Origin of the sequence: Candidatus Aegiribacteria sp. (assembly GCA_021108435.1) — a bacterium.
GTDB lineage: Bacteria > Fermentibacterota > Fermentibacteria > Fermentibacterales > JCC-6 > Aegiribacteria.
In genome coordinates this window covers 21,152-41,471 of record JAIOQY010000134.1, presented here as the reverse complement: position 1 = coordinate 41,471, position 20,320 = coordinate 21,152, and the positions used below count along the sequence as shown (strand labels likewise).

General features: G+C 45.9%; 20 protein-coding genes. 1 reads left to right on the top strand and 19 read right to left on the bottom strand.

All coding sequences use genetic code 11. The features are described 5' to 3' along the window. Position 1 precedes the first annotated feature (1 nt). The 9 genes from K8R76_07815 to K8R76_07775 are packed head-to-tail and all read right to left on the bottom strand — an operon-like array spanning position 2 to position 8,681. On the bottom strand, positions 2-424 hold the full coding sequence (locus tag K8R76_07815; protein MCD4848080.1) for a zinc-ribbon domain-containing protein: 423 nt from the start codon (positions 422-424) through the stop codon (positions 2-4). Next, the gene (locus K8R76_07810; GenBank protein MCD4848079.1) at positions 421-1,584 is read right to left on the bottom strand and encodes a pyridoxal phosphate-dependent aminotransferase; all 1,164 of its coding nucleotides are present in this window, start codon (positions 1,582-1,584) and stop codon (positions 421-423) included. Before K8R76_07810 ends, K8R76_07815 begins: the two co-directional genes overlap by 4 nt. After that, positions 1,584-2,099, bottom strand: a complete 516-nt coding sequence (gene coaD / locus K8R76_07805) for a pantetheine-phosphate adenylyltransferase (protein MCD4848078.1) — start codon at positions 2,097-2,099, stop codon at positions 1,584-1,586. The genes K8R76_07810 and coaD overlap by 1 nt, the downstream gene beginning before the upstream one ends. Beyond that, positions 2,096-2,632, bottom strand: a complete 537-nt coding sequence (locus K8R76_07800) for an RsmD family RNA methyltransferase (GenBank protein MCD4848077.1) — start codon at positions 2,630-2,632, stop codon at positions 2,096-2,098. Before K8R76_07800 ends, coaD begins: the two co-directional genes overlap by 4 nt. Before the next feature lie 12 nt (positions 2,633-2,644). Further along, entirely contained in the window at positions 2,645-4,399 is a 1,755-nt protein-coding gene (pilQ, locus tag K8R76_07795; GenBank protein MCD4848076.1) for a type IV pilus secretin PilQ, read from the bottom strand. Then, positions 4,396-5,805 carry a hypothetical protein gene (locus tag K8R76_07790; GenBank protein ID MCD4848075.1) on the bottom strand — a complete coding sequence of 470 codons (1,410 nt, stop codon included), beginning with the start codon at positions 5,803-5,805 and terminating at the stop codon, positions 4,396-4,398. Before K8R76_07790 ends, pilQ begins: the two co-directional genes overlap by 4 nt. A gap of 18 nt (positions 5,806-5,823) precedes the next feature. Further along, the gene (locus tag K8R76_07785) at positions 5,824-6,381 is read right to left on the bottom strand and encodes a type 4a pilus biogenesis protein PilO (protein ID MCD4848074.1); all 558 of its coding nucleotides are present in this window, start codon (positions 6,379-6,381) and stop codon (positions 5,824-5,826) included. Positions 6,382-6,423: 42 nt separating this feature from the next. Beyond that, positions 6,424-6,858: a hypothetical protein gene (locus tag K8R76_07780; GenBank protein ID MCD4848073.1), complete on the bottom strand. Its 435-nt coding sequence runs from the start codon at positions 6,856-6,858 to the stop codon at positions 6,424-6,426. Continuing rightward, positions 6,855-8,681, bottom strand: a complete 1,827-nt coding sequence (locus K8R76_07775; GenBank protein MCD4848072.1) for a pilus assembly protein PilM — start codon at positions 8,679-8,681, stop codon at positions 6,855-6,857. Before K8R76_07775 ends, K8R76_07780 begins: the two co-directional genes overlap by 4 nt. A 266-nt stretch (positions 8,682-8,947) precedes the next feature. On the opposite strand from K8R76_07775, the gene K8R76_07770 reads away from it, so the two are divergent. Continuing rightward, entirely contained in the window at positions 8,948-9,238 is a 291-nt protein-coding gene (locus K8R76_07770) for a hypothetical protein (GenBank protein ID MCD4848071.1), read from the top strand. A gap of 27 nt (positions 9,239-9,265) precedes the next feature. On the opposite strand, the gene cysS is transcribed toward K8R76_07770, so the two are convergent. Genes cysS through K8R76_07720 form a run of 10 tightly spaced genes read right to left on the bottom strand, consistent with a single transcriptional unit; the run spans position 9,266 to position 20,133 of the window. Then, positions 9,266-10,696, bottom strand: coding sequence for a cysteine--tRNA ligase (gene cysS, locus K8R76_07765; GenBank protein ID MCD4848070.1), 1,431 nt, complete (start codon positions 10,694-10,696; stop codon positions 9,266-9,268). 12 nt (positions 10,697-10,708) lie between these two features. Beyond that, positions 10,709-11,695: a tryptophan--tRNA ligase gene (trpS, locus tag K8R76_07760; GenBank protein ID MCD4848069.1), complete on the bottom strand. Its 987-nt coding sequence runs from the start codon at positions 11,693-11,695 to the stop codon at positions 10,709-10,711. A gap of 22 nt (positions 11,696-11,717) precedes the next feature. After that, complete coding sequence (locus K8R76_07755) at positions 11,718-12,719, bottom strand: phosphotransferase (GenBank protein MCD4848068.1); 1,002 nt, start codon at positions 12,717-12,719, stop codon at positions 11,718-11,720. Next, entirely contained in the window at positions 12,716-13,600 is an 885-nt protein-coding gene (locus tag K8R76_07750) for an NDP-sugar synthase (GenBank protein ID MCD4848067.1), read from the bottom strand. Before K8R76_07750 ends, K8R76_07755 begins: the two co-directional genes overlap by 4 nt. 24 nt (positions 13,601-13,624) lie before the next feature. Next, positions 13,625-13,825, bottom strand: coding sequence for a hypothetical protein (locus K8R76_07745; GenBank protein MCD4848066.1), 201 nt, complete (start codon positions 13,823-13,825; stop codon positions 13,625-13,627). A gap of 4 nt (positions 13,826-13,829) precedes the next feature. After that, complete coding sequence (locus K8R76_07740; GenBank protein ID MCD4848065.1) at positions 13,830-14,963, bottom strand: hypothetical protein; 1,134 nt, start codon at positions 14,961-14,963, stop codon at positions 13,830-13,832. Continuing rightward, positions 14,960-15,736: an SAM-dependent chlorinase/fluorinase gene (locus tag K8R76_07735; GenBank protein ID MCD4848064.1), complete on the bottom strand. Its 777-nt coding sequence runs from the start codon at positions 15,734-15,736 to the stop codon at positions 14,960-14,962. Before K8R76_07735 ends, K8R76_07740 begins: the two co-directional genes overlap by 4 nt. Positions 15,737-15,744: 8 nt before the next feature. Beyond that, positions 15,745-19,359, bottom strand: a complete 3,615-nt coding sequence (locus K8R76_07730; protein MCD4848063.1) for a SpoIIE family protein phosphatase — start codon at positions 19,357-19,359, stop codon at positions 15,745-15,747. Positions 19,360-19,375: 16 nt separating this feature from the next. Beyond that, positions 19,376-19,789, bottom strand: a complete 414-nt coding sequence (locus K8R76_07725; protein ID MCD4848062.1) for an ATP-binding protein — start codon at positions 19,787-19,789, stop codon at positions 19,376-19,378. Positions 19,790-19,791: 2 nt separating this feature from the next. Beyond that, positions 19,792-20,133: an STAS domain-containing protein gene (locus K8R76_07720; GenBank protein MCD4848061.1), complete on the bottom strand. Its 342-nt coding sequence runs from the start codon at positions 20,131-20,133 to the stop codon at positions 19,792-19,794. Between the last annotated feature and the right edge of the window lie 187 nt (positions 20,134-20,320).

The window sequence follows — 20,320 nt, the reverse complement described above, 5'->3', positions numbered from 1 at the left end:
ATCAGGAATACGTCTGATTTCTGAATACTTCTTCACCGTCAGCAAGGAAGTAATTCAAAGCGTTACTGAAAATCCCCGGATCAGTTTTACTCTCCTTTGGAAACCTGCTCTCCCAGAGTTCCCACGATTTGTGGATCTCCCGCTCCATAACCTCTGGAAGATTTCCCTCATCTCTCGCTTTTTCAATGATCTCGCGATTGTAGACAAGTATATCACTGGCAAGAACCCGCGCGAATCTCATAGCATGTTTGAGATTTTCATCCATTTCAACCGGTATTGGCGGAATTTCAGGTTTCTCCGGTTTGGGAGGATGAATCATAAATACTTCAGAACATTTCCTGCAGCGAAACCGTTTGGGGGAGTCACCAATTTTCTCTGATGGAATGTTATACTTGCAATTACAGCCCGGACAATTAACAATCATGTATTCAACCTCCTGTGCAGGAATTCCCTTAACCTGTGTATACCTCTTTGGATATCATCCGCAGAAGCCGCAAAGGAAATTCGAATATACCCTTCAGCTCCAAATGCCGATCCGGGTATTACAGCTACTCCTTCTTCGAACAGAAGTTCGCTGCAGAATCTGTTTGTGTCAGCCTTTTCAGGATCAGTGAGCAATCGAGGGAAAACGTAAAACGCGCCATCCGGCTTTTTGAATTCCAGACCATCAACCCCGGCTAGAAGCTCACAGACCAAATCCCTTCTCATTTGGAAAGATTTGTGCATTTCTTCTTTTTCCCTGTTTGCTTTTCCCTCGAGCGCGGCAAGGGCTGCCCACTGAGAAATGGAACAGGGATTTGAAGTTGAGTGAGCCTGAAGTATTCCGGCAAGTCTGGTCCATTCGCTGCATGCAAGAGAGTACCCTATTCTCCACCCGGTCATGGCATAGGTTTTGGATACTCCTGAGACAACAGCTGTTCGATCTTTGAGTAATGGGTGGAAATCTAGAATATGCGGCACACCGGAATCAAGATATGCCAGATCTTCATAGATATCATCTGAAATTACCCACATGTCCGTGTCAGCAACCGCATCCGCAATCTCCCTCATGAAGGAGACGGAGGGAACAAAACCGGTGGGATTGGAGGGATAATTAAGAAATACTCCCACGGCACCCTCTTCGGCTGCTTTCCTGATTTCTGAGCCGTTCATGCCCCCCTCGGGAAATACAGGTATTCCGCCTGAAGCTTTGATCATCTCGGGGTAGCTTACCCAGAATGGCCTTGGCAGGAGAACTCTGTCTCCGGGATTAATCGCTGCCCGAACAAGATTGGCAAGATTGTGCTTCGCTCCACATCCCACAAGTACATTGGATGATAACCAGTTTACGTTTCTTCTTCTGGAATACTGCGCGGCAACAGCCTCTTTCAGCTCAGGTATCCCTGTGCTTGCTGTATATCCTGTTTTCCCCTCTCTGATTGCATCAATACCTGCCTCTGCGATTGGAATCGGTGTAGGAAAATCCGGCTGTCCGGCGGAAAGGGAAATGATATCTCTTCCCTCGCGGCTGAGTTCCCTGGCCCGCGTGCTGAGCTGCAGAGTCGCAGAAGGGGTGAGTGACATTGCGGTTCTGGAATAATCCATCAGTACATCCAATCGTCGGATTTACTTTCGGCCGAAGGGGCGAATCTTTTCTCAAGAGCTTCTCTTACACCTACTGTAACAATAGTTGAAAGATCACCACCGAATCTTGCTATCTCTCTGACAATTGTCGAAGACAGGTACATGTTCTCCTCAGACGGCATAAGATATAAACCTGATATCTCCGGTGCCAGTCGTCTGTTAACCAGCTGCATCTGGAATTCATACTCAAAATCGGAATTCGCTCTCAATCCCCTGATAAATGTCCTGCAATCAGTCTTCTTCATGTAATCGACAAGAAGAGAATCAAATGATGTTACACTGACTCTGTCTATTCCCGTTTCAAGCATTGCCATCTTCATCAGATTAACCCTTTCCTCGACAGGGAAACAGAGTTCTTTCGAAGATCGCGCTACTACTGCTATTTCAATATGATCGAATATGTTCAGTGCTCTTCTGATAATGTCAATATGGCCGAATGTTACGGGATCGAATGTGCCGGGATAAATAATATTCATTCTGTTTCTTTTAGTACTTTCCACATGAGATGAGTTCCTCCGTATTTCCTCATTTTCCAGTCATGCTGTAATATTGCTTCAGTTCCGCATTCAGCAAATACCATTCCATCTTCTGATAGAATCCGTTTCCAGTCTACACTGTCAATCCATTCGTAAAGTTTGTGATGATCGTATGGCGGATCAATGAAGACTATGTCCGGTTTCGAATCCAGTTTGGGAACCAATTTCCGAACGTCGCCTTTAAGCACTAAAGTATATGCAGCAGCACCTAATTCGCGAATGGCCGAATATATGAAGGATGCGGCAAGAGGATTTATGTCTACGAATACACATTCCGATGCGCCCCAGCTTAACGCTTCAATCCCTACTGCTCCAGTGCCGGAGCATAGATCCCATACAGTTGCATGATTGACGAGTGAGAATCCCGCTATATCAAGAAACGCTCCCCGAACGAGAGACGATGTAGGCCTGCATAAATGGGAAGAAGGGCGGAGAATGTGTCCTTTCCACTTTCCCCGCCCCAGTCGAATCAATCTGACCCGTTATTAATACGGTCTGATTATGTGAGGAGTTACGAATATTACCAGCTCGGTCTGATCCATACGGTCAGAGTTGTAGGAGAAAAGCAGATTTCCAAGCAGTGGAATCTGACCCAGCAGCGGAATTGCTTTTCTAACGGTAGTATGCTTGCTTCTCATTATCCCGCCTATAACCGCTGTGGCGCCATCGTCTATCATTAATGTTGTATTCGCGCTCTGAGTCAGGATTATAGGCTGCTGCGCAGATGTTGCTTCACCTGACAGTTCACTAACGCTAGGCTGTAGCTCAAGTGTTACATTGTTGTCCGCATTGATGTGCGGAGTGACTGTCAGTTCAACACCAATCTTGTACATGGAGATATATGTATTTCCACTGGCATCCTGAAGAGTAAGCGGAATTTCCTTTCCGGACATAACGGTACCCGTCATGTTGTCAATTATGGCAATTCTGGGTTCAGACAGAATGTGCGCATGATTATTGGTTTCGAGGAATGTCAGCGCCGCGTTAATATCAAGAATATTCGTAATCGTACCAAAGGATATTGAAGCGGTTTCGCTTCCAACAGCAAGCCCTGAAGAACTCATACCTCCGTGGATGAGATCATTTGACCTGTTCAGGTTACCTACCGACCAGTCAATACCCATCTCATTCGCGTATGCGACATCGATCTCAACAAGTTTTGCTTCGATCATCACCTGGGCTGTGGGACTGTCGAGTATTGGCAGAAGTCTCCCGATTTCCTGAAGCTTGTACGGAATATCCGTGATTATGATGGAATTTGTCCTGTCATCGACAGATATCTGTCCCCTGGTGGATAAGGCTGTAGTGAGCGCGTTGTTGATACTTTCCGCGGTGGCATACCTTATCACGAAAACTTCGGTTTGAAGATCCTGCAGATTCTCTCTTTCATTGCGAGTGGTAGCCATCTGATTGATTTCATCATAGAAAGAGTCTCGAGGCATTACTCGAAGTACATTCCCCTGCATGCTCGCTACAAGTCCCTGAGAATTTAGGATCGCGGTCAAGGCATCTCTCCAGCCGACATTCTTCAGTCTGGCTGTTACAGATGCAGTATAATTCTCAGGAAGTATGATATTCAAACCGCTTACATCAGATATGGATCTGAGAACAGTTCGAAGACTTGCGTCAACCACATCGATTGTAATGTTTCTTCCCCCGGATCCGGCCCATTCCACCGGGAATCCATCATCAACCTCACGATGACTTTCACTTATCCTGACACCTCTGGCAGAACTGGAAGTAATCTGCCCTGATAAAGTTGTTGAAGCAGGTGAAGAGAGTGGAGCGACATCTCCACCCGTGATGACAGGTTCAACATACTCCGAAGTAGCTGACCAGGAGGCAAAAGGGATTCCTGAAGGATCTGTATTCATTTCAAGGATAAGTTGATTGTCGTTGAGAGAAGCACTGTAATTAAGCAACTCACCGTTGACATCGATGATAATTCTAACGATTCCTTCGGGCGGAGCTTTGTACTGACTGGTTCTGATTGATGTTACACCGCCTCTGCCGACTGAAAAGTCCATAGAAGGCAGTGCATGAACCGCATCACCTATATCCAGAACAATCCTCATGGGATCTGTCAGTAGGAATCTTTCGTATGAGATAGATTCATCAGCAGTAATTGTGACAAGAGTCACGTTGCCGCCGGGCACTACCGAAATATCGGTAATCCTGTACGCTACAACCGGCATTGCCAGAAGCAGCAGAAGACTACTTACGGTAAACAGACGCATCACAAACCACCTTCTTCATGTAGACGCAAGGAGTAAATGGTTGGAATTGAGGTCTCCCCTCCACCTCTCGCGCTATAATTAATAATAACATCCTGAATTACAATAACTTCATTACTGGTAATCTCAGCCACATGTGAATTATGTGCCAGGTCTGTACCCTCGTAGAGTATGTACGGAACTCCACTTCCGTCTTCGACGAGTGCCTGGTCTCCACCTATCGGATCCAGAGTGATACCTACCAGTCTGAATTCCTCAATCGAAATGCTGCTGAGATCGCGTCTTGCATCTCTTCCTTCATCTGAGAATTCGGTGAAGGGATCAGGTCTGACGGAAACGGATTCATATATTCTGAAAGTCCCGCTTCCCGACAGTAGCATATCCTCGACCGATTCAGCTGAACCCTGCATGCCTTCAGTGTTCTGGCCGGCTAAAGAGCAGGACACTCTTTCGGTTTCATAGTAAGGCAGATTTGTTTCAACTGATCCCAGTTCAGCGAATACTGTCATTCCATGATCATCAATTGCCCAGAACGGCTCCCTGAAATGATCAAGAGAAATAAGTTCCAAGGGAATGAATGATGGTGATTCAGCCAGGATTTCATCTGGCGCTGTCACTGAAAAAATACCTTGTTCTGTCAGTACAAGCCCGTCTGAGTAAAGATGGCCGCTTGAATGAAAACTCCATTCCCCGACGGCTGTTCTAACAAATATACCATCATTTGAACCCAGATAGAGTGTGCTCTGTGAAGCTGCAAGAACATATCCGTCAGGCGTATCCTCGAATTGCCAGAGATTAACAGATGGATCCAGCAGTGCAATTCCACTATCCTGAAGCCTGAATATCCAGTCCTGCTCGATCAGTTGCAGATCTCCTGCAGGCTCCAGTTGCTGATCAGGAGAAAATACTTCAAATCCACTTTCACTCTTTATTGCTACAGCACCTGTCTCACCAAGGATTGCCACGTTTCCATTCCGGACCTCAAGTTCTACAGGCTTGAATCCTTCCGGCAGCGCTTCATGTGTTATATCACAATCGAAAACACTGAACTCGAGCAATTCATTCTCCGTAAGAAATATCGGGTTCTCGCCCAGAATATCCAGATCAAGGATATCTGTGATACCCTCGATGAAATATGCTTTCCATTTGGAATCAGAAAGGCTGAATTCCAGAAGATTTCCTCCTTCGAACAGCAGCCAGGTTGAAGATGCTCCTGCATCTGTAAGCAAAGGTGGAGACTGTGACAGCTTCAGCTCGATCCAGCCATGAATATCCGGATGAGATACAACTGTTACAGCAGTATCTGTGTGATCCATCATGTCTGCTGAATCATCAGTACTGTTACAACTGGAAAATATGAACAATCCCGCAGTCATTAGAAGGGCTGTGAGTGTTCCTTTTGAAATACTCATAAAACTTCTGCTCCCTTCCTATGGCTGCACGAAGGCTGACACTGTGAAAGACGCCTCCATATTGTTGTAATTTCCATCAGAAGCCTTCTGCTGGATTACTGACAGGTTGGATACGGAAGTAATCATCATCTGCTGCGTAAGTTGATCCAGAAAAACTCCGAGCCTGTGAAAACGTCCGGAAATTTGTACCTGCCAGCCGTAAATCAGGTAATCTCCCTGCGTAACGGGAGGCAGCGGAGTGAGAACCTTGATATGAAGCCCGCTGTTTTCAGCCTTCTCAGTCAGCATATCGAGAACTTCATCCTGATCATAGCTGCGTGGAAGATATCTATCGAGTTCAGCAAGCTGCTGGGAAAGAAGATTGATTTCCTGTTCGGTTATCGCCATGTCAGATGATGTACCTGATTGAAGCGAGATCAGCTCAGTCTGCTTCATTTCAAGATTCTGTTCGGCGATCTCTATCCTGTCAACAAGATCGGCGGATATCGATCGAGGATAGAGGTAGATCAAAGCTACAACCAGAAGAACACCTAATATTAGAATATAAGACCTGGGGTCTCGAAGATATTTATTCATTTCTCCCCCCTTACCTGTCTCCCGTTATTAAAGCAGTCATTTTCAAGACCCATCGGGTTGCGTGAAATCTGCCAGATCAATTGCATACAGTGACAGTGTATCACCACCGAAAACAGTGAATTCAGCACCAGCGCCATATTCGTATATCATGCCTCCATTGATTGCTGTTACTGTGAATACGGCACTGCCAGGAGTAGAATCATTCGTAGATTTGCCTCCGGCGGCTCCTCCCTCTTCCGTTTCATTGTATAACTGAATTTCTATTACATATTCACCTGAAGCATCAGTTACTACGGCATAGGATTCCTGGGTTCCTTCTGTAATTACACCAATACCCTCGGCAGGCTGAATGAATGCCGAATCAACATAGATAGTACCGGTCACCCATATTTTTGTATCCTCCATACCGACAGGATTACACCCGGCGACCGCAATAGCAAGCAGTATACCCGATGCCAATATTGTCTGTTTCCTCATGATTCCTCCCCTGCATTTCCAGGATTATCCTCTGATTCTGCATCATCATCCTGGTCCGCAAATATGCTGGTTAAATCTCTTGAAGCTCCAGCAAATTCACCAACCAGTGATGATAGTGCTAAAGGATTCACGCTAATTGTCATCTCAAAATTATATCTTCTGCTTCCAGTTCTACCTGCCTCTGAAGCAAGCGTATAAGTCTGTCCATAATCTTCAAGCGAGAATAGTGGTGTGTGGCCATCCGGCATTATTTCAACAACATCACGCTGAAATTCAATAATATCTCCCCATGTTTTGGCTACACCGGAGATACCGATTTCCCGCGGGCCAACGATCAGACTTGTAATATAAATACCCTTTTCACCCTCGGCACCCGGAATGATCACTTCAGGATAGATTGCCCGGCAGAGGTATTCAACAATATAGACCGTATACTTCTGATTGAGTGAAAGATCAAGTATTTGCTGGTGTTTTCTTTCAACCAGACTTCTCAGTCTATCAGCTTCAACCTGCTGATCAAGCCTTAAACCAAGCTGTGATATCTGTTCTGTGATCTGATCAATTTCCTGATTCAGTTCCGTTTCCTGAGTCTTCAGATCCTGATAATCCATATATGCTATTACTCCACCGGCAACAAGAGCAAGATATGGAACAATACAAAGAATTGTCAGTATGGAAGACGGTTCAGCAGACGAAGGGGTTACGGAAGCAGCTTTCCTCTTGCCTTCAGGCTGTTCAAGTATGTTGATGTCAACCATACTGCTTTCATATCCCCGGAGTGCAAGTCCGATGCATACTGAAAGTACCGCACCCATGGAATCCAGATTGTCATCACTGATGACAATTTCTGGAACCGTAATGTTCCTGAACGGCTGGAAATGCTCAACGGGAAGTCCGTGCTGCTCACTGAGTATTGTCGCGAGTCCAGGCATAAGTGAGCATCCACCGCTGATGTACATTTTATCTATTCTGGTGTTCTCGCCCGAAGCCTGGTATGTAATGAAAGATCTTCTAATACTTGTAGACAGTTCCTCAATAACCCTTCCGATCGCGGTGTGTACTTCTTCTGAAGAAACCCCATCCGGTACGTTACCCTTGAGAACACCCAGGGCAACATCGTATTCAAGACCAAGCGATCTCTGTAACGCTTCAACAAATCTTGATCCGCCTATCGAAAGATCGCGGTTGAAACTGGGAAGACCCTCTCGAACTACAACCATGTTCGTAACCTCAGCACCGATGTTCAGGATTGTGACACACTCATCACCGGTTGGCCTGTAAGCGTGCTGATATGCCCTCTGCAGCGAAAACTGCTCGAGTTCTATTGTTGATGGTTTCAGTCCGGCTCCCTGTAATATGCCGCGATGAAGGTCAACTACCTCTTTCTTTGCTGCGACAAGCAGCACCTCCATCTGCCCCGGAGAGATCTCAGGATTGATTATCTTGAAATCAAGGCTGACTTCATCGATCCTGAATGGGATATGCTGTTCAGCTTCCCACTGGATAGCCTGCCGGGCTTCCTGTTCCGACATCTTTTCCATTGGTATCCTTCGGACTATTACACTTCTTCCGGATACCGCGCTATGTATATTCTTGCTACTGGTTTTAATACCTGCCTGTCGTACGACATCGTGAACAGTATCTATCAGATGTTCGCGGTTTACGACCTCACCATCGACGATAGTACCAGGAGATAGCTCCTGTATAGCATAGTTCGACAGGGTTACAGATTTACTTGATCCTGTCAGTTGTACTACTTTGATCGAATGGCTGCCGATATCAAGACCAACAGTTCCCCCGCCTGATTTTCCGAAGATGAACATTATCTTCCCTTCCTCAGGTAGCTGTCCGCCTGTTTAACATAATACTTCAACTGATCTAATTTTACCTTTGCAATATCATTATTCATAAATTTAATATCATTCATCTTTTTAATCCCTGCAAGTCCCTGCAATTTCTACGTATTGGAACTTTACAACCTTTCAGTCCCTGCGTCAATACCCTAACTTCATAACTATGGAACTATGGAAGTTCATACTTAGCTTGACTCGCAATGTCAAATGGAATATCTTCCCGTTCGGAGGTTGGTATGAAAATGAAGAAAACATCGGGTTTTATTTCAAATATCTCAGATATTCAGGAGCATTCAGCCCCTTCAGTCAGGTTAACTGTCCCCGTCAGACCCGACCAGGAAGAACTGCTGACCAGGATTGCGCGCACTATAACCCAGAACCGCGACAACGAGCACAGATCACAGAGAATAACAAAAGCGACCATAATAAGGGCATACATTGACGCTCTTTCAGCACTGCCAATAAACATCAGTAATATCAGTGATGAAAAAACTCTTCTTCAACACGTACTTGATTCTTTGTCTTAGAAGAGAAATGCTGAGTTCCTGGGGTTATCAGCGTTTTATGATTTCGCTTTTTCCGTCCGGAAGATCCTTCGCGATATAATCTATCTTGTTCAATCTCTCACGCATGAGGTCCGCGGCCTGAAAAAGCTTATTATCTCTCAGTACACCTCGTGTTTCCGCGAGAACACCGCAAAGCTCTTCAACATCAGAACCGGAAGTGATTCCTTTCAGATCAAGCCCCAGAATATCGCCCGAAAGCTCATCCAGGATTTCTCTGAGGAGAGTTCTGTCTGCAGGAGTATCCGCCGAGTCAAGCAGGGCATTTCCGGAACGGACCATATCGAAAATCACCGCCAACGCGCCTGGTGTATTCATATCATCGTCCATCGCCTTACTGAAATCAGCCACTGTTTTTTCAACAATAGAAACTACTTCAGGTGATGGTCTTCCTTCGATAACTGCATGACATGCTCCCAGTCTTGCACTGAATGATGAAAGCCGTTCAAGTCCGCTTCGTGCTGATTCAAGACCCTGATCGGAGAAATCGAGCGGACTCCGGTAGTGGCTTCTGAGAATGTAAAGCCGGATAACCATGGGATCGAACTTTTTAAAGATATCCTTCAAGAGAGTGAAGTTACCCAGACTTTTACCCATCTTCTGCCCATCTACCGTAACCATGTTATTATGGAGCCAGAACCGTGCGAACTGTTTCCCATTGGCTCCCTCACTCTGTGCTATTTCCGATTCATGATGAGGGAAGATATTATCAAGACCTCCACCATGTATGTCCAGCGTTTCTCCTATGTAGCGCATTGACATCGCGGAACACTCGATATGCCATCCGGGATATCCCCAGCCCCACGGAGAATTCCATTTAAGAATGTGATCCTTCCCGGCTTTCTTCCAGAGAGCGAAATCCCTTGGATCTCTCTTTCTTTTGTCTACTGCTACTCTGGCTCCTGCCACAAGTTTATCGATTTTCCTGCCGGATAGTTTTCCATACTCAGGGAAGCTGGTCACAGAATAGTAGACGTAACCGTCTTCCTCGTAAGCATGCCCGTTCTCAATCAGTTTATTAATAAGTTCTATCTGCTCGGGGATATGCCCTGAAGCTCTTGGGGACACATCAGGTCTGAGTACTCCAAGCGCATCCATGTCATCGAAGTACGATTTCGTGTATTTCTCGGTCATTTCCATCGGTTCAAGTTTTTCAATTCTTGCCTGCAACTCGACTTTGTCGAAACCGGCATCGGCATTGTCGGTAAGATGACCAACATCTGTGATATTCTGTACATAACGTACTTTGTAACCAAGATGGCGAAGGTAACGAATAAGAATGTCAAAAGAAACATAGCTTTTTGCATGTCCGAGATGACTGTGACTGTATACCGTTGGTCCGCAAACATAGACTCCGACATGAGGCGGATTGAGAGGAGTGAATTTCTCCTTTTTTCGCGTAAGACTGTTGTAAAGATTCATTCGATCACTCCTTCAGTCGAAGTAGTTGATGTGCATGGCTTTTCGGACGAGTTCCACGGTTTTTCCGCCCTCTCTGCAGGCAGCTTCCGTGCCGGACATGAGTATTTCTTCGACTATACCCGGTTTCTCAAACCTGATTCTTCGCTCGCGGATTGGCTCAAGAAGAGCCTCGATCACTTCAAACATCCGCTTCTTGCACCCAACGCACCCTATTGTTCCCGCTCTGCAGCGTTCTTCAATATTCTCTGACTCAATACTGTTGAATGCTTTCTGGTAAGAGAAGATCGTACATATTTCCGGGTGACCCGGATCATCTTTGTGAATTCTTGCCGGATCGGTTACGGCGGACATGAGTTTTTTTCTGATATCTTCTGATTTATCACTCAGATATATGCAGTTTCCCAGAGATTTTGACATCTTCGCCTGTCCATCCAGTCCGACAAGTCTTGAGATTTCACTCTCCAGACCTTCCGGTTCCGGAAAAACCTTATCGTAAAGTTCATTGAATCTTCTCGCGATGAATCTGGATACTTCAACAACCGGAAGCTGATCCTCACCTACAGGAACGATATCCGCTCTGCAGAAGAGTATATCCGCTGCCTGGCTGACAGGATATCCAAGAAAGCCGTAGGTCATGTTTTCTTCGAATCCATGCTGCTTTGCTTCAGTCTTTATCGTAGGATTATGCCTCAATCGATTGACTGTAATAAACATAGAAAAGAACACCGTTATCTCCGCGATCTGGGGAACCATGCTCTGCAGAAAAATGTTCACCCTGTCGGGATCAAGACCAACGGAGAGGTTATCAAGCGCAACCTGCCTGACATCTTCCGGAAGATGCTCAGGGTGATCAAAATTTGTTGACAGTGTCTGAACATCCGCAATAACTATGAATGTATCGTATTCGTGCTGAAGCCTTACTCTGTTCTCCAGTGAACCGACATAATGTCCGAGATGCAGAGGACCTGTCGGTCTGTCACCTGTAAGAATCCTTTTCATTTCACTCTTCTTTTCATTTGTATCATTTCTCCAGTATGCCCGGTATGTTCGAGTATCTGAAATCCCTGAGATCAATCTCTCCGAAATAGTTGTCGAGAGTACTATAAATACTGTCTACAAGATTCTCGAGTTGAGGACAGATTCTCGCGTAATCTCCAAGGTATCTGAAAGTTCTGGGAACATAACTCAGAAACGAACTGTCACCTGTTTTCCTGTACTGATTGCTGAAGGTTCCTGCTGCTTTTAGACTCCTCTGACATGCCGCACGTGCGACCTGAAACATATTAAGGTTCCCCTGAGCATGAACATACTTCTTGGCCCTGTCCTCCCATGATAATCCAATATCTCTGTAGCTGTCTCGAAGAAGGCTGACCAGATCATATGCAGGTGGACCGAATCGCGCATCCTGCCAGTCTACCATTATCAGTCTATTTTCGTGGATAATGAGATTAGCGGAATGAAAGTCCCTGTGAGTGAATACGGTAGCTTCATCGATCTTGCCGCACAGGATCCTCATTTCTGCCTGCAGCGCAAGAAGATCGTCCATTGGTACGGAAAGCAGTCTGAAGAACAGGCTTTCCAGAGTATTCTCCAGTTCCGCCATAAAAAACGCAGGTGTAAAACTCCTTCTGCCTGCAATCGAACCGGAACAGAATTTGCTGTTAAGCTCCCGCTGCATATGGAAAAGAAGATCAAGAGCATTATCTATGTATTCGCCATACTCATCATCATTAGCATCAAGCAGACGCAAATCACCAAGATCCTCCTGTAAAACCCATCCTTTTTTTGTATTGCAGTCCATTACTGATGGAACTGGAAAACCTTTGGTTGCAAGAAGTTCATGAATATCAAGCCAGGGCCATATAGGGATTGTGCCGCTGTCCATAAGAATCAGAGTGTCCTGACCGGAAAACACTCTCCAGAAAAGTCTGCCTGAAACATCACCATGCAGTTTATCTACTACGACATTATCGCCCATTCTGCTTCGAAGCCAGTCGGCAAGTTCAGCAGTCATTCTTTTCATAAGATGTTTCCGTCTCGACTGCTGCAGAACCATGGAAGGATGGTTTCATCAATACAACCGTTTTCCAGTGTTGAGCCTTCGAGCATAACACTGTTTCTCAAGACTGTTCCACCGGCCAGAATACATCCCGGTCCGATATTCCAGTTTCCTTCAAGCACAACATCGCTGGAAACACATGCATTTGTATGAATAAATGATCCACCAGAGAGGATATTCTCTCGTGCAATGTCGATTCTGCCCATATCCAGCCAGTTACCTTCCATATTACATGAGAAGAGCTTATATCCATTATCCTTTGCCGCAGGAGCCAGTTCGGAAAACAGGCCTGATGATTGACATCTTCGTGAAAGCAACGGAATAGCAGGCTCAACAAGACTGATTCCCCAGTAATGAACCTGATCTCCCCTGCCCGTTCCGAAACATCTGTTTTCATCCATAAGAAGTGGAGAATAACTCCCTTCAGATGGAAAACAACCTGTTAGAACAGTCCAGGATGATTCGGTCTCCTTATGAAACTCCATCATCTGTACTGCATCGAAACCTTCGATGATCATATCAGTATTTACAATCATCCATGTTCCTTCTGTCATTGCAGATGCATGTCTGGCCAGTGTTGCGCACGCACCCAATGGCCTTTCCTCGAAATATACTGAACACATCTCAATTGGCCATACCGATATCAGTTCATTCAGTAACACTTCAGGACACCTTGACGCGTTTATTCTTACTCTTCGAGGACATAGAGCGTAAATCTGTCGGGCAAGTTCAGCAAGAACAGTACTGTTTCCGAAGGGAAGGAGTGCTTTAGGTCGCACAAGAGAAAGAGGTTCAATCCTGGTACCGTATCCAGCGGCAAGGAAGAGAACCCCTTCAATTTCCATACTAGATCAATTTACCAAATCAATTTAGCCGTATATTTCTTTCCTGTTGCAGTCACAGATTCTGACTCTTCGTCTTTGTGGTCGCCAATTACCGTCTTCATTGTATCTTGCAGCGTATAAAACAACTGCCACTCGTTCTTTTCCACACGCAGGACATTCGTCCTTATGAAGCGTTCGGGCTTCGTGAGCAAGTTTAGCGGCAAAAGTTCTTTCCTTCTTGGGCATTAATTTAATCCTCTCCGGTTATAACCGGTATACTGCAGGCTGCGGACATGATATCATCCATCATTTTCCGATCACCTGTCTCGGTGAATATCGCCTGAGCTGTTTCCAGAATTGCAAGCAAACCCCGGCGGACCTGAACAGCATCAAATCTATCTGTAGAAGCCCACCAGAACGGGCAGGAGTATAACATTTTATCTGCCAGAGAGGCAACCCTGTCTGAATTACATCTGAGTGCCAGATTCCTCACATTATCAAGAAGCCCTCTCAAGGATACATGAACCATGTTATCGGTATCATCCCACAGCGGCCATGGTTTTCCAGCTTCCATATCCCCCGCAGTGGTTGACCAGCTGCCTGAAGGAACGGCAGCATCCTCTGAAGGAAACCTGCGAATAAGTTCTGAAGGTGTTACAAGTGAAACTTCATCAAATGATTCAATGCTTGACAAAAAAAGCGAGAGAAATGTTTCAATCGTACCTTTTCTATGATGGCCGAAGGTTTCACCGTCCATCGCTATAAGAAGATAGGAGTCCTCGTCACCAGACCAATCATGCATGCCTGAGATAATCTCATTTGCCATTTCGCTGCCATTATCTCCATGAAATGAGATTCTGTTGCTCCAGAAATTGCTTCTGAGCAGAACTGCCAGGCCATCAACGAAAGGGATAGCCCTGCAGGGAACCGCTCTTCCAGTCCACGCCCACGGAACATCGTCAGTTACAGTCCAGGTATATCCCATATCATGAAGGAGGGGAGCAAGTGATGGAGAATAAGCCATTTCGGGAGGAAATACTCCCTCGGGATTATAATTCGCGCCAAGCACCCGCGAATTGCCTCCTCTGTTCAGCTGAAGCTGTCTTCTTATATCATATTCATTAATCAGCGGGAATATGGGATGGTAAGCACCGGAATCAGTGAATTCTATTCCATCTGCGGAAGCAAGATTCCGAAGAGATTCAGAACTTGTTTTATCAAGCTGTTCAGTGAGAGAATAGTTGATATTCACAGCAATCTTTGCCCCTGACTCGAGAAGAAGCTTCGATAAGGGTCTATAGCATTCATTATCAATCCTGATAACAACAGACTCTTCCTGTGTGGGAGGCTGATAAAGATGAAGCAGAAGACTGATGTATTTCAACGGATACTCCTTTTCAGTAATATTCTGTCTCCGGCAGACACTCCAAGTATGGAGGATGCTCTCCCGCAACTGAGAGAAAGCTCCATGCAGCCCTGGCTGCCTGCGAGAAAAAGTAACCCCTGTCTGTTTCCATAAGTTTTTACCCTGGTGACAGGTACGATTCCACCTGCTGGCAGCCTGATTTCAGATGGGTGGAATCCATCAGCATCTGACGGAGACAGCCATAAAACAACATTCCCGAATCGATCTATATGAGCAACGGTTGCATGACAGCCTTCCTCAGTCTCTTCCGGTGGTCTGATCTCCAATGAAACCAATATTCCAGGATCAATACTTTCCAGGCTGTTCACCCATCCCGGATTTATCAGGAGTCTCGCTCCAGCAGGCGCAAACAGATCTCTGCCGTGAAAAGTAGCACAGGAATCAGAGGGTAGTCGAGGAAGCCTCCATGCCTTATCAACCGGAAGCAGGCTGAATATTCCGTTATCCGGACCCGCGAAGAATATCCCGCCAGCCCTGCAGATAATTCCGTGCCGTTCTGTTCCAACACCGGGATCAACAACAGCTACAACAACGGAACCGGGAGGAATTGCCTGCAGAGAGGCATAAAGGTGGAAAGCCCCCTCCATCACTGAACCGGCTTCGATATCGTGTGTCAGGTCTACAATGGATGTCCCGACAGGAGCAGTGCGCAGAACTGCTGCCTTCATCTGAGCGACGTATGTATCAGATGTTCCGAAATCCGAAAGGAGGAATAGAGTTCTTGCCTGCATAATGCTGATTACCTGTGTTTCACAACTACAAGAGTCTGATCATCTCCCTGCGGTATTCCATCCGAATGGGAATTCACTGCTTCAAGGATTCCTCCCGCGATCTGCTGAGCTGAAAGGTCTCTGTTGTCCAGAACTACCTGTTTCAGTCTGTCAATACCTAATTCAACATTGAATTTGTCCATGGCTTCTGTGATTCCATCTGTATAAAGGACAAGAACATCTCCAGGTTCGAGTTCATCCGTTCCATGCTCGTATTCCGCATTGTCTGAAAGTCCGAGGATGAGTCCACCCCTGTCAAGCCAGGTTGTACTTCCCTCCCTCCTGACAAGAAGAGGTGGATTATGTCCGGCATTCACATAGGTGAGCTTACCTGAATCAAGATCAAGTACGCTGTAAAAAAGACCCGTCATAATCAGATCTCCCTCACCAAGAACGGAAGATTCGTTAACCTTCTGCATAATTTCACTTATTGAATAAATGTTCTGAACATAGGCTTCAAGATTGCCTTTCAGACCTGCCATGGTAAGCGCAGCTGGAATTCCCTTCCCGGCAACATCAGCAATGGCTATCCCCAGGTTACGGTCCGGCAGATGGAAGAAATCGAAGTAATCGCCGCCAACCTCCCTCGCGGGTCTGTAATAACTTTCGATATCATATCTCTCAGGATTTGGTGGTTTGTCCGGCAGCAGATCGAGCTGAATTTTTCTGGCCATGCTCAATTCCTCTGCTATCGCGTGACCGGTGGATAACCTGTTCAGCAGAATATCAGGCATTCTGTTTCTGACTTCTTTTGAAGCAAGCAGTTCAGGAGTTTCAGTGACAAGCTCTACTACTTCCATGCGGACATTTCTGTCAGGATCAACAAGCCTTTCAGCCAGTTTTCCGGCAACATCTCCTTTTGAACACATCGCGGGATATCTTCTTAAACCTTGAACCGCTTCCAGCCTTACTTCCGAAGCAGGATCATCAAGAGCAGCAGAAACAACAGGCAGGAGCTTTTCAGCTGAAAGAAGAACATTCTCCAGGAGACCGGAAAGAGTACTCAACCTGACAAATGGATCTTCATCAGAAAGAAGGGTGATCAGAACGCTGCTCAGATTATGAGTGCCATCGCTCTCGAATTCTCCCAATGCTGCTCCGGCTGCTGCCCGGACAGCTCTTTTTTCATCAGCTGAAAGCTGAACAAGAACCCTTATTGAATCAGAAGTGAGTACTCCAAGACGACGAACTGCCCTGACAAGGGATTTTCGTACAAGAGGTGAATTATCAGTTAAAAAAGCAGAAATGATCTCTTCCTGATTTTCACCAAGATCATTACCGTTCCAGAGCACAAAAAACGGAAGCAAGGCCCTTTTCTCAAATTCACCATCAGCAAGAATCTCTTCAATCAGTTCAAAGGAAGCCTCTGCCAGATCAGTTCGTCCCCTGCATATCAGCTGACTCAGTGCTTCCCTTCCATCATAGCGTTCTGACACAAGCACCGTCTTGAGCAAATTGTTTCTGTCTGTTTCATCCATAATACTGTAATACCGCAGAACCATGTGCGCAAATGCTCTGCTGTCGCTTACGCGCTCGTGAATCATAACCCAGAGGTTCTTCTTCTCATCCTCATCAAGTGAGGAATAATTCATCAGCATGCAGCGGGTTACAGGAAGAACATCTTTTTCAGAAAGGTCGGATCGAAGAGTTTTCCTTACTTCTCTGCTGAAAAACCTCAATCTCGCTCCGATTCTCCAGGCAAGTCTTCCCCTGCCGCCATCGGGAAGCCGTTCCATTAATACCCAGAGGAGATCACTGAATTCCTGATTGAACTCTTCAAGTTCTCTGTCAAGCAACCCTATGATCAGAGGAGGCAGTAATCCGGAATCACCACTTTCAAGAACATCATTGAGTACTTCGTATTCTCTGCTGGATAGATCGGGAAATTTGCTGCCGATGTGTAACAGAATATTCTGCCGGACTTCTATTGAATCATCCTCAAGAAGCTTATTATATATCCTTGATCCACGTTCAGACATTTCCAGAAATGTCAAACCCTGAATGAACTGTCCTCTCACTCGCGGGTCGGGGTCTTCTGCAGCTGCGTTAACCAGATCAACTGTCTCAGCGGATTCCATTACCCATGATCTGAAAAGCGTCCCCGCGACTGATCCCCTGACTTCGGAACTGCCCTTTTCCATCATTATCCTGTACATACCGATAATAGACTCATCAGCACTGTTAATAGAACTCAGCAATGTATTGAGAACATCGGTAAGAACAGTCCCGGATTCTTCAGCAGCAATGTGCAGAAGAAGTTTAGCCCTCACTTCGTCAGACAGATCTCCATAGAATCCAGCCAGAAAATATCCTGCCCGTCTTACGCTGGATTCAGAGCTTCCAATTAACGTGTCCGCAAAAGCCCGGATAATGGGGGCATCCTTCTTCAGAAGTTCTTGAATTCCGTTATCGATTGCCCACATTTTCATCGAATCGCTGACCGCTATATAAACCTCACCGCTTCCCGAAATCCTTCGGAAAGGCGCTATGCCCTGAGCTGCAAGAGAATTACTGTAAAGTAATTCAAGCTCTTCAGTAGATGGAAATTTTCTGTCTTCCTGTACAATCAGCCTATCCCAGAACTTGAAGAGCGTGCTCTTGAAAACCGCCTCGGGAACAACCGGGTCAAACGCTGCAAGCAGCAGAAGTCCAGCTTTCTTCAGAGAACCCTGAGATCGAAACCACTTGAGAGCATCCTGACCCTGTTTCAATCGCCATTTTCTGCTTGTCGAAGGTTCCGGAAGTTTGATATGCGCATCGTGATATGTGTCAAAAACCACAGCTATCTCCGGTGAAGATGTCGCAAGGATCAGCCTGTGCCTTGTTTCAGTTACTCTGATCATCAGCGTGAGAATTGTTGACCAGAGACGAAGCGGATAGATATCTACTATTCTTCTGAGTGTATCAATATCCAGGAATACAGCACAGTCCTCCGGGCCGGTAAGAAGCTGAACTACTTCTGCGAAATAAAGGTCACGAGTTATGAACTCAACAGGATTCAAACCCTCCCTGGCTGCCTCTATCAGAAGCCTGCGCGCAATGGTGGTCTTCCCTGCTCCCAGAGAACCACTGAGACACACGAAGCCGCGTTTTGTCAGGACTTCCCTCGCGGATTCGTAAGAATCCTGATCTACAGGCGAAACATCGATATCTCCGTACGATTGAATCAATTCCTTACCTTCAGGAAAGGGAAAGGACTCTCGATTCAATCCACGAAGCCAATCCTGAACCTGATTTCGAAGGAGTTCCCTTCCGAAGCCGGCCGAGGAGAACGACCAGCAGAGGTTCTGATCGGAAAGCTTGAGCGCTACAGGATCATCTTCAGGTTCTGTAAGGTAGCATATGCCTGCTATCGGAATCCCGCGTCTGTAACAATTGAAGTATGTGTTCCTCATGTGAGTGGAAAGGGGACCATTGATTATCAGAAGAAGTGCATCTGGAACCAGAGCATCAGGATCGATCAGTACAGTATTATCAGCCCATCTTGGAGGAATCAGCAGCTCTGCGTCTCTTCTGAGAAGATCCTGAATCCCGCCGGGGAAACCCCTTTTTTCGAATACTGCAGCAAGTCTAAAACTGTTCACAGAATTCGAACTGCTTTCAGGTCAAAGGCCAAATAAGAGTAACCCTGGTTTTTCCCTCAGGTGTAAGACCGAATTCCACCCATTTTGCCAGATTTCTTGCAATCAGAACTCCGCGTCCTCTGCAAGAAAGAAGTTCCTCTCCTTCTCCCGGATTAAATCCCGGTGCCATATCGGGTTCCCAGATGCCCTCATCATCAATAAAGAAACGAATCCTGCTCTGGAAAGTATCAATAGTGATTGTTACAATCTGCTCAGGATCGTTGCCGTTCCCGTGTTCCATTCCGTTTTTAACAAGTTCGATAACCGCAACTGAAAGTGAAGACAGTTCATCATCATCCACTCCAGCGTACTTCCCGATACTCTCGACAAAAAGCTGAAGAGGCTCCAGAACGGATACTTCACTTGGTAGCCGAATCTCTATTGCTCGCACAGCTATTCTCCGAAGCTGTTCAGCGCTTCCTGCTCATCATTATAAGTTTCGAAGATAGTGATCAGTTTTGTAATGATAAACAGTTCATGAATTTTCTTGGTGGCATTGAGAATCCTGAGAGATCCACCTGCTCTGGAGAGAGTAGTATGACCGGAGACAATTACTCCAAGTCCTGAACTATCCATCCAGGTGACTTTTCCGAGATCAAGCAGTACTTTTGAAATATCATGATTAACAGCATTCTGAAATACTGTTTTCACGTTCATCAGTTCAGGGCCACCTATAACTTTGCCGGAAAGAGAAACGACAAGCACATCACCCTTCATCTCTTCCTTGATCTTCAATTCAGACCTCCTTTGAATCATATCCCGGTTTAGTGTACTTTCAACTTTCTTCTACTGAATATAGCCCTAACCCACATAAATCACCAATTTTCTGTGGATTTCCCCAGGATCCGCAGGTTTCCTAACATACTGGTTTCTACTACAACGCCACATATACAGGCACCTACTTCGTTATGCTCATGCATCC